The sequence below is a fragment of the Sphingomonas bacterium genome, assembly GCF_903643035.1.
GTDB lineage: Bacteria > Pseudomonadota > Alphaproteobacteria > Sphingomonadales > Sphingomonadaceae > Sphingomonas.
In genome coordinates this window covers 1-9,217 of the sequence record NZ_CAHJWW010000109.1, presented here as the reverse complement: position 1 = coordinate 9,217, position 9,217 = coordinate 1, and the positions used below count along the sequence as shown (strand labels likewise).

The 9,217-nt window shown below is 71.4% G+C and carries 9 protein-coding genes and 1 pseudogene; 1 reads left to right on the top strand and 9 read right to left on the bottom strand.

Annotation, left to right across the window (positions count from 1 at the left end; translation table 11 throughout):
• Positions 1-307 (top strand): annotated as a pseudogene (locus HUV01_RS08390) (hypothetical protein); the annotation flags it as partial.
• Between the two features lie 195 nt (positions 308-502).
• Here the strand turns inward: HUV01_RS08390 and rplL are convergent.
• The 9 genes from rplL to HUV01_RS08345 form a co-directional block, all read right to left on the bottom strand.
• A complete protein-coding gene (rplL, locus tag HUV01_RS08385; protein WP_174297839.1) occupies positions 503-877 on the bottom strand; it encodes a 50S ribosomal protein L7/L12 in 375 nt (124 codons plus the stop codon).
• 85 nt (positions 878-962) lie between these two features.
• Complete coding sequence (gene rplJ / locus HUV01_RS08380) at positions 963-1,511, bottom strand: 50S ribosomal protein L10 (protein WP_174297838.1); 549 nt, start codon at positions 1,509-1,511, stop codon at positions 963-965.
• Positions 1,512-1,822: 311 nt separating this feature from the next.
• Positions 1,823-3,046 carry a DUF418 domain-containing protein gene (locus tag HUV01_RS08375; RefSeq protein ID WP_174297837.1) on the bottom strand — a complete coding sequence of 408 codons (1,224 nt, stop codon included), beginning with the start codon at positions 3,044-3,046 and terminating at the stop codon, positions 1,823-1,825.
• Positions 3,043-3,522, bottom strand: coding sequence for a GNAT family N-acetyltransferase (locus tag HUV01_RS08370; protein WP_174297836.1), 480 nt, complete (start codon positions 3,520-3,522; stop codon positions 3,043-3,045). The genes HUV01_RS08375 and HUV01_RS08370 overlap by 4 nt, the downstream gene beginning before the upstream one ends.
• A gap of 22 nt (positions 3,523-3,544) precedes the next feature.
• On the bottom strand, positions 3,545-3,736 hold the full coding sequence (locus HUV01_RS08365; RefSeq protein ID WP_174297835.1) for a type II toxin-antitoxin system VapB family antitoxin: 192 nt from the start codon (positions 3,734-3,736) through the stop codon (positions 3,545-3,547).
• A 27-nt stretch (positions 3,737-3,763) separates the two neighbouring features.
• Positions 3,764-6,007, bottom strand: coding sequence for a phosphoribosylformylglycinamidine synthase subunit PurL (purL, locus tag HUV01_RS08360; protein WP_174297834.1), 2,244 nt, complete (start codon positions 6,005-6,007; stop codon positions 3,764-3,766).
• 10 nt (positions 6,008-6,017) lie between these two features.
• The gene (locus tag HUV01_RS08355) at positions 6,018-7,265 is read right to left on the bottom strand and encodes an MFS transporter (RefSeq protein ID WP_174297833.1); all 1,248 of its coding nucleotides are present in this window, start codon (positions 7,263-7,265) and stop codon (positions 6,018-6,020) included.
• 39 nt (positions 7,266-7,304) lie between these two features.
• A complete protein-coding gene (locus tag HUV01_RS08350) occupies positions 7,305-8,381 on the bottom strand; it encodes a glycosyltransferase family 2 protein (RefSeq protein WP_254606509.1) in 1,077 nt (358 codons plus the stop codon).
• Positions 8,378-9,217: FAD-binding protein (locus HUV01_RS08345; protein WP_174297832.1), on the bottom strand; the 840-nt coding region annotated here is incomplete at its 5' end. The genes HUV01_RS08350 and HUV01_RS08345, both read right to left, overlap by 4 nt.

Genomic DNA, 9,217 nt, shown 5'->3' with positions numbered 1-9,217 from the left:
CGCCACCGCGCCCTTCGCGCTGGCGCCGGGCGAGGAGCGGCGCGTACGGCTGGTCGCGGCGATGCCGCTCGCGGGTGTCGAACCGCTGGTGGCCGGCGGCCGTCCGATGATCGTGCCGGTTCTCGCGGCCAACGTCGTCTATGCGAGCGGGGCGGGCGGCGGCAGCGGAGAGGGCCAGACCGCCTCCTCCTGGATAGTCGGCGTCGTCCGCCCCGGCAGCGACAAGCTCGCGCCCTTCTGGATCGACGCGCCGGGCCTGAGCGACACGCTGGCGGCACGACCGCACGCGCTCGCGGTGGCGCGATAGGGGCTCGCGTTCGGGCAATCCGGCCCAGACAGCGTCGCGGCGTAGTCCTGTCCGAGCCGGAACGGTGCCAGGCGACGCTCGGGGCCGTGCAGCCGATGTGACGCAAAAGGGGCGGCACCATCGCTGGCGCCCCTCTACCGGCCGGTCGGGCGGCGTGCGGGTCAGCTTGCGCTGTCCCGCCTCGCCGCTTCCGGCTTACTTGACCTCGACGGTCGCGCCGGCGGCTTCCAGCTGGGCCTTGATCTTGGCGGCCTCGTCCTTCGACACGCCTTCCTTGACGGCCTTGGGCGCGCTCTCGACCAGGCTCTTCGCCTCGGTGAGGCCCAGCGCGGTGATCGCGCGGACCTCCTTGATGACGTTGATCTTCTTGCCGCCGTCGCCGGTCAGGATCACGTCGAACTCGGTCTGCTCCTCGGCGACCGGTGCGGCGGGACCGCCGGCGGCGGGCGCGGCCGCGACGGCTGCGGCGGCCGATACGCCCCACTTCTCTTCGAGCAGCTTGGAAAGCTCGGACGCCTCGAGGACGGTGAGCTGCGAAAGCTGGTCAACCAGCGCGTTCAGGTCTGCCATGTGTCTTGTCCTGTTCTGTCACTCCGGCGAAGGCCGGGATCCTGTCGTTGAGAGACCCCGACCTTCGCCGGGGCGGCGATCTTCGTTAAGCTGCTTCGGTTTCCTTCTCGGCGCCGGCGTCGGCCCCGTTCTTCTCGGCATAGGCCGACAGCACGCGCGCGATCTGCGCGGCCGGGGCCTGTGCGATCGTCGCGATCTTGGTGGCGGGCGCCACCAGAAGGCCGACGATCTTGGCACGCAACTCATCGAGCGACGGCAACGTCGCCAGCGCCTGGACGCCCGCCATGTCGAGCGGGGTCGATCCCATCGCGCCGCCGACGATCACGAACTTGTCGTTCGTCTTGGCGAAATCCACCGCCACGCGGGCGGCGGCGACCGGATCGGTCGAGCTGGCGAGCGCGACCGGCCCGGTCAGCATGTCGCCGAGCGAGAGATAGTCGGTGCCGTCCAGCGCAATCCGGGCCAGCTTATTCTTCGAGACCCTGTACGTCGCGCCGGCTTCCCGCATCCGGTTGCGCAACGTCGTCGACTGCGCCACCGTCATCCCCAGGTTGCGGGTGACGACCACCACGCCGACCTCGGAGAAGGTCTGCTTGAGCTCGGCGACGGCGGCGGCTTTTTCACCACGATCCATGCCATTCTCCATTCTGGGCGGGTCGCCTGCACGACACGCCCGGTTGACGATCCGATGCGGCGATGGCCGTACCGGCGGTCCAACGATGGGGAATGGTGCGCCCGGCCCAAGCCACGACGCGATCCGGCCCGATGGCCGGCAATCCTGTCCCCGTCTCGGCGGGGCATTAAGGCTTCCAGAGGAGGCCACCCGCTGTCTCGGACGGATCCGGCAGACGCAAGCCTGCCGGACGTTGCGGCGGCATTAACACCGCGCTGGTGGAAGTCAATTGTTGAGTGCAGCGCCGCCGCTGCCGCCAGCCTGCCGAGCCGTCAGCGTGCGGCCCCGCGGATCGGCGCGAGCCGCCCGCGCGCCAGGCTGCGCCACGCCCATTCCATCGGCCCATAGCGGAACCGCGCCAGCCACGCCCGCGACCACAGCAGCATCGCGAACCATAGGGCTAGAACGATCGGCAGCAATCCGATCCGCGAAAAGCCGCCGAACTGGTCCAGCCCGTCGAACAGCCCCGCGCAGACGAGGCTGGTACCCAGGTAGTTGGAAAAGGCCATCCGCCCCGCCGCCGCCACCCGCGACCCGACCGCGCCATCGGGCCGCAGCAGCACGATCGACGCGGCCCAGCCCGCGATCATCGGCGGCCGGAGCGGCGCGGACAGGACCAGCGCCTCCCACGCCACCGTCCGGGCGTCGAAGCCTCGCGCGGCAACCCACCACGCCATCAGGGCGCCGAGCGGGACGCCGATCCCGAACCCGACCGCCGCCATCCGGCGACAGCGCGCGTCCGGCCATCCGCCGGTCAGCATCCCGCCCTTCAGCGCCGCCATGCCGAGCAACATGTACGCCAGCGTCTCCGGCCCGACCGACCAGACCGTGCCCGCAACCAGCCCCGGCGCCTCGGCGAGGCGATAGGCGACCAGCCCCGTCCAGGGTCCGCGGTGCAGCGCGACCTGGGCAGCGATCGTCGATCGGCCGGGGATGCCGAACTGGTCGCCAAGCAGCGGCGCGTCGTGCAGCGCGGCGACGCTGGGATGGCCGCCCGCGATCTCGGCGGCGATCTGGTCGATGGCGAGCGGCGTGTTCAGCGACAAGGCCAGTTGTCCGACGATCAGCGCGACCGCGGCGGCGACGAGCGCATGCGGCGGCCGGCGTCGGAACGTGAAGGCGACGCTCCCGACCAGCGCATAGTGGACGAGGATGTCACCATCCCAGACCAGCACGAGGTGAGCGAGCCCGAAGGCGAGCAGCCAGGCCATCCGTCTGAAATGGACGCCCACAGCCCGCTCTCCCGCGCGCTCGGCGACCAGCAGCAGGGACGCGCCGAACAGGCAGGAGAACAGCCCGCGCATCTTGCCGTCGACCAGCACCAGCTCGGTCGCCCAGACCGCGAGGTTCCAGCCATGCGCGCCGCCGTACGCCGCCGGGTTGAGGTACGCCGCCTCCGGCATCGCGAACGACTGGATGTTCATCAGCAGGATGCCCGTCACCGCGACGCCGCGGATCAGGTCCAGCGTGGCGATGCGGGCGGGGGGGAGGCTCACGCCGGGCCAAGCGGCTTGGCCATCGCCCAGTTGTGGATGGAAACGCCATGAAGCACGAAGTCGCGACGGGCAGCCGCGACGAAGCCGCGCCGCTCAAGGAAGCGACGGGCCGGTTCGCTCGCCTCGGTATGCAGGCGCGCAAGGCCCCAGGCCCGCGCGACCGCCTCCAGCGCGTGATAGAGTGTTGCGGCACAGCTTGGGTGATCGGGATGCCGGTAGAACTGGTCGATATGTCCGTCGCGTTCGAGATCGGCGTAGGCGATCGGCTTATCTGCCGCGTCGACGGCGACGAGCGTCGTACGGCCGTCTGCGGCGCGCGCGGTCCAGCGGGCCGGATCACCAAGGGTGGCGCTCCACGCGCGGCGCTGCTCGGGCGAGTAGTCGCGCGCAGCGAGGCCATGCACGGCAGCGTGGAAGATCGCGGCGAGGGCGGGCGCGTCGTCGGGCCGGAAGTGCCGGACGGTCGGCGCGGTCATACCGGCGATGCTACAGGCAGGATCAGAAGAAGCGGCGACGCGGTGCAGCCGTTGCGTTCGGGTCGGAGCCTCCCAAGAGGATCAGCTCGCGCGAGGCCTGGCGATGGATGAGCGACCGCAGCGCCTCGCTGACCAGCTCGGACCGGCTCGGCATATCGACCGCGGCTTCTGCCTTGGCGAGCAGCGTGTCCTCGATCTCGACCTCGATCTTCATGCTCGTTTCATAGCTTTTCCCGCGCCCTCACGCCAGTTCCACCTCGCCGCGCATCAGCGCAGGGAAAAACGCCTCGTGCGCGCTCCGCAACGCGGCGACGGTGACGACATGGTCGTTGTCGGCGAGCTCCACGATCAGCCGGTCGGCGATCGTGCGGCCGATGCGGGCGACGTCCACGTCGGCGGCATGCGCGGCCTGGAGGAAGGGTAGGAGATGGTGGTCCTCCACCGTCACCACGTACAGGCCCTGGTCCTCCGCGAACAGTACGGCCGGCGCCATGTCGGTGTGGATCAGCGCGCCGATGTCGCCGGCCCCCTTGCCGGCCATCGCCATCTCCGCGACCGCCACCAGCAGGCCGCCGTCGGACACGTCGTGCACCGCCGTCAGCGCGCCGGCCGCGATCTGAGCGCGCACGAACTCGCCGGCACGGCGCTCGGCGGCGAGGTCGACGGGGGGCGGGGGACCGGCGTCGCGCCCCTCGATCCCGTGCCGCTCGCGCAGCCACAGCGACTGGCCCATGTGGCCGCGCGGCGTGCCGATCAGCATGACGACGTCGCCGGTGGCCTTGAACGCGATCGTCGCCGATTTGCGCCAGTCCGCCAGCAGCCCGACCGCGCCGATCGCCGGGGTCGGCAGGATGGAGCTGCCCCCGCCCGTCGCCCTGGACTCGTTGTAGAGCGACACGTTGCCCGACACGATCGGCATCGCCAGCGCGGTGCACGCATCCGCCATCCCCTCGATGCACCCAACCAGCTGCCCCATGATCTCCGGCCGCTGCGGATTGCCGAAATTGAGGCAGTCGGTCGCGCCGAGCGGCGTCGCGCCGACCGCGCTGAGGTTGCGGTACGCCTCCGCGATCGCCTGCTTTCCCCCCTCGCGCGGGTCGGCGAAGCAATAGCGCGGCGTGCAGTCGGTGGTGAGTGCCAGCGCCTTGTCGGTTCCGTGCACCCGCACCACCGCCGCGTCGCCGCCGGGCCGCTGGACGGTGTCCGCGCCGACCATGTGGTCGTACTGTTCCCAGATCCAGCGGCGCGAGGCGAGGTCGGGGCAGCCGACCAGCGCCAGCAGGTCCGCCGCCACGTCGTCGCACGCGGGAACGCTCGCGAGCGGGGCGGGGGGCTCGGTCGGCGTCCAGTGCCGGTCGTATCTCGGGGCATCGTCGGCGAGCGGGCCGAGCGGAATGTCGGCCACCGTCTCGCCCCCGAACGTCAGCACCATGCGCCCCGTGTCGGTGACGCGGCCAATGACGGCGAAGTCCAGCTCCCATTTGCGGAAGATCGCCTCCGCCTCGGCCTCGCGGCCGGGCTTGAGGACCATCAGCATCCGCTCCTGCGACTCCGACAGCATCATCTCGTACGGGGTCATGCCCGCCTCGCGCTGCGGCACGTCGTCCATGACGAGCTCTATGCCGACGCCGCCCTTGCTGGCCATCTCGACGGAGGAGGAGGTGAGGCCGGCCGCGCCCATGTCCTGGATCGCGACGATCGCGTCGGTCGCCATCAGCTCCAGGCACGCCTCGATCAGCAGCTTTTCCGTGAACGGGTCGCCGACCTGCACGGTCGGGCGCTTCTCGTCGCTGTTCTCGTCGAAGTCGGCGGACGCCATGGTCGCGCCGTGGATGCCGTCGCGGCCCGTCTTGCTGCCGACGTAGACGATCGGATTGCCGACGCCGGACGCGGCGGAATAGAAGATGCGGTCGGTGTCGGCGACGCCGACCGTCATCGCGTTGACCAGGATGTTGCCGTCATAGGCGGGGTGGAAGTTCACCTCGCCGCCCACCGTGGGTACGCCGACGCAATTGCCGTAGCTGCCGATGCCGCTCACCACGCCCGCGATCAGATGGCGCATCCGGGGGTGCGAGGGATCGCCGAAGCGCAGCGCGTTCATGTTCGCGACCGGCCGCGCGCCCATGGTGAACACATCGCGCAGGATGCCGCCGACGCCGGTCGCCGCGCCCTGGTGCGGCTCGATGTACGACGGGTGGTTGTGCGACTCCATCTTGAAGATCGCGGCCTGCGGCTGCCCATCGGGTCCGGGGCCGATGTCGACCACGCCCGCGTTCTCGCCGGGGCCGCAGATCACCTGCGGGCCGGTGGTGGGCAGTTTGGCGAGGTGGAGGCGGCTCGACTTGTAGCTGCAATGCTCGGACCACATGACCGAAAAGATGCCGAGTTCCAGCAGGTTCGGCTCGCGGCCCATCGCCTGGAGGACCCAATCATATTCCTCGGGCGACAGGCCGTGTCCGGCGACGATGTCGGGGGTGATTGTCATGGCCGCCTCCCTACCGGGGCGGCGGGGCGGCGGCTAGGGTGGCTTCCGCCGCGAAATCGACATCGCGCCGTTCCGGCCCGAACCAGGTCCATCCCGCAAGCGCCAGCGCGGTGACGCCCGCGACCAGCGCCAGCGCGAGCCCGTAATCGCCGCCGTGCGCCTGCGCGAACCCGGCCTGGAACGGCCCGTTGCGCGAGGCCAGCAGGTTGCCGAGCTGATAGGCGACACCGGGGAACAGCCCGCGCAGCCTGGGCGGCGACAGCTCGTTCAGGTGCACCGGCACGACCCCCCACGCGCCCTGCACCGCGACCTGGATCAGGAACGCGCCCGCCGCCAGCGCCACCGGGCCGGCGCCGAAGGCCCAGAGCGGGATGACGGGCAGCACCATGAGGCTGGCGAGCACGATCGCGCGCCGCCGGCCGATCCGTTCGGACCAGATGCCGAACGACAGCCCGCCGACGATCGCGCCCGCGTTCATCACGCCTGTGAGCAGCCCCGTCAGGTGCGCGTCGAACCCGTGCTGGTGCTGGAGAAAGGTCGGATACTGGTCCTGCGTTCCGTGGCTCAGGAAATTGAACGCCGTCATCATGGCGACGAGGTACAGCGCGATCCGCCAGTTGGCGGCGATCTCGCGCAGCGGGCGGATACGCGGCGCGTCGGCCAGCGCGGCCCGGATCGGGCTTTCCTCGACGCGCGTCCGGATCAGGAACACCAGCAGCGCGGGCGCGACGCCGATGAAGAACATGCCCCGCCACCCGGCGCGGTCGAAGAACAGCGCGAAGGCGATGCTGGCGAGGAAATAGCCCGACGGATAGCCGCTCTGGAGGATGCCCGACACCAGCCCGCGCAACCTGGGCGGGATCGTCTCCATCGCGAGGCTGGCGCCCACGCCCCACTCGCCGCCCATCGCGAAGCCGAACAGCGCGCGGATGACGAGCAGCGACGCGAACGACCACGCGAAACCCGACAGGACCGAGAAGCCCGAGAACAGCAGGATGACGATCATCAGCACCGGCCGCCGTCCGAACCGCTCCGCCGCCCAGCCGAACGCGAACGCTCCGAACGGGCGCGCGGCGAGCGTCGCGAACAGCAGTTCCGACACCGCCGCGTCGTCGACCCCGAACGCGCGACCGATCGCGGGTTTCAGGAACACGAGCAGGAAGAAGTCGAACGCGTCGAGCGTCCAGCCAAGGTAACTGGCCCAGATCGCCGCCCGCTGCGGGTGCGACAGGGCGCGGACGTCGGCGAGCAGGCTCATGACCCGTCATGCCACCGCCGCATGGATCGGGCTAGGTCGTCAGGCCCTTTTCAGCCATCCCCGCGCCCGGCCCACCAGGCGGGACCAGATCAGCTGCTCAGGACCGGCATAGCCCAGGCCGACGTGATCGGGCCGCACCGCCATCGCGTCGACCAGGTCGATGCCGCCGGTGCGCAGCGCCGCGCGACCGATCCGCGCCCAGCGCCGCGCCGTCTCCCAGCGGATCAGCCGCACGTCCTCCCCGTCCGCATCGCGGCTGGCGAGGAACTCCTCCTGCAACGCGACCAGCACCGCGCCCAGCCTGCCCAGCGTGGCCCGGTCGGGCACCGGCGCCTGCGCCATCACATGCCGCACGACCAGCGCGGCGGCGGCGCCGGCCTCCTCGCCCAGCACGGGACCATAGGCCCCGGTCAGCACGCGCGTCGCGCTGGCGTGCATCGCGTCGACCAGCCGCTTCGACATGCCACCGCGATGCTGGCGATAGACGGTGAGCTCGTCGTCCAGCCGCGTGATCCGGCCGAACCGCGCCAGCCGGTGATAGAAGTCGAAATCCTCGGCGCAGACCAGGTCGGGCCGCGTGAACGGATCGAGCCGGCGGGCGACGTCGCGGCGCATCATCACCGACGACCAGACGAGCGGGTTCTCGATCCGCAGCAGCCATTCGATCAACGCCGGCGTAGTGACCGGCGGGTGGGGCAGCGAGGTCACCTGACCGTCGCACAGCGCGGCGGCGGCGCTGCCGGCCAGCACCACAGCTGGATGACGGTCGAGATAGGCGACCTGCCGCGCGAACCGCTCGGGCCGGCACAGGTCGTCGTGGTCGAGCCCCGCGACATAGCGGCCGCGCGCGGCGGCGAAGGCGATGTTGCGCGCGACGACCGGGCCGCCGTTCCGCTCCGCCGCGATCACCCGGACGCGCGGGTCCGGCCACGCGCGCAGCACCGCGAGCGTGTCGTCGGTCGAGCGGTCGTCGACGATCACCGCTTCCCAGTCGGTCAGCGTCTGCGCGCCCAGGCTGGCGAGCGTTTCCTCGATGAACATGGCGCCGTTGTACGCGGCCATCACGACGCTGACGGCGGGGGTGGTCGGGCGGGGAGGGGCGGAGGGACCGGTCACCCCATTGCGTGCCGTGACGTCGCCGCGTCCGCCCGCCCTTCGAGCAGCTGGTCCACGATCATCGCGCCGACGTCGTTCTGCCACAGCCACAGCCCGTTCGCCTGGCCGGAGAAGCTCGCCTCCCCGCCCAGCCTGCCCCAGGGGACGAAGCCGGCGGCGAGGCCGATGCCGTACAGGCCGGGCAGCGGCGTGCCGTCGGCGCCGAGCATGCGGCAGTGCCGGTCGACCATCGCTCCCCCCGCCTCGGCGGCGAGCGCGATCGGCTGGCCCCATGAATCGGCGACCGGCAGCGCGTGCGGGCGATAGCCGAGCGCGGCGATCACCAGATCGGCGTCGCGCAGGATCGCGGCGGCCACGGCGTCGACGCCGGGCGCAATCCGATGGAGCCGCACACGCGGATCGGGGCACCGGCCGCCGACCGCCAGCATCCGCAGCACGAGTTCGCGCGCCTCCAGCCGGAACCCTGCGAGCCGGTAGACGAAGCCCGACACCGGGCAGACGTCGTCCGGTCCCCAGTCGGTGAAGCCGTCCGCGAGCGCCGCCTCGGCCGATGGGTAGAAGGGACGGAGCGGCCGGCGGTGGAGCAGGGTCACGCCGCCGGCGCCCAGCGACAGCGCCCGGCGGAGGAGAAGGCCCACCGTGGCGAGCGCGCTGGTCGATCCGCCGATCACCGCGATGCGCGGATCGCGGTGGCCGGCCAGCAGGTCCGCCACCTGTTCGAAGCCGCCCAGCGCCAGCACCTGATCCGACTGCAGCAGCCGGTCGCCCGCCAGCGTCGCGAGCGGCTCCCCGGCCACGGTCTGCGCGGCGAGCCGGTCGAGCGGCTGATGCCCGCC

Excerpts from the sequence above, each read along its gene's own strand:
- rplL (WP_174297839.1), bottom strand. The coding sequence starts at position 877 with ATGGCAGACCTGAACGCGCTGGTTGACCAGCTTTCGCAGCTCACCGTC.
- rplJ (WP_174297838.1), bottom strand. The coding sequence starts at position 1,511 with ATGGATCGTGGTGAAAAAGCCGCCGCCGTCGCCGAGCTCAAGCAGACC.
- HUV01_RS08370 (WP_174297836.1), bottom strand. The coding sequence starts at position 3,522 with ATGACCGCGCCGACCGTCCGGCACTTCCGGCCCGACGACGCGCCCGCC.
- HUV01_RS08365 (WP_174297835.1), bottom strand. The coding sequence starts at position 3,736 with ATGAAGATCGAGGTCGAGATCGAGGACACGCTGCTCGCCAAGGCAGAA.
- purL (WP_174297834.1), bottom strand. The coding sequence starts at position 6,007 with ATGACAATCACCCCCGACATCGTCGCCGGACACGGCCTGTCGCCCGAG.
- HUV01_RS08355 (WP_174297833.1), bottom strand. The coding sequence starts at position 7,265 with ATGAGCCTGCTCGCCGACGTCCGCGCCCTGTCGCACCCGCAGCGGGCG.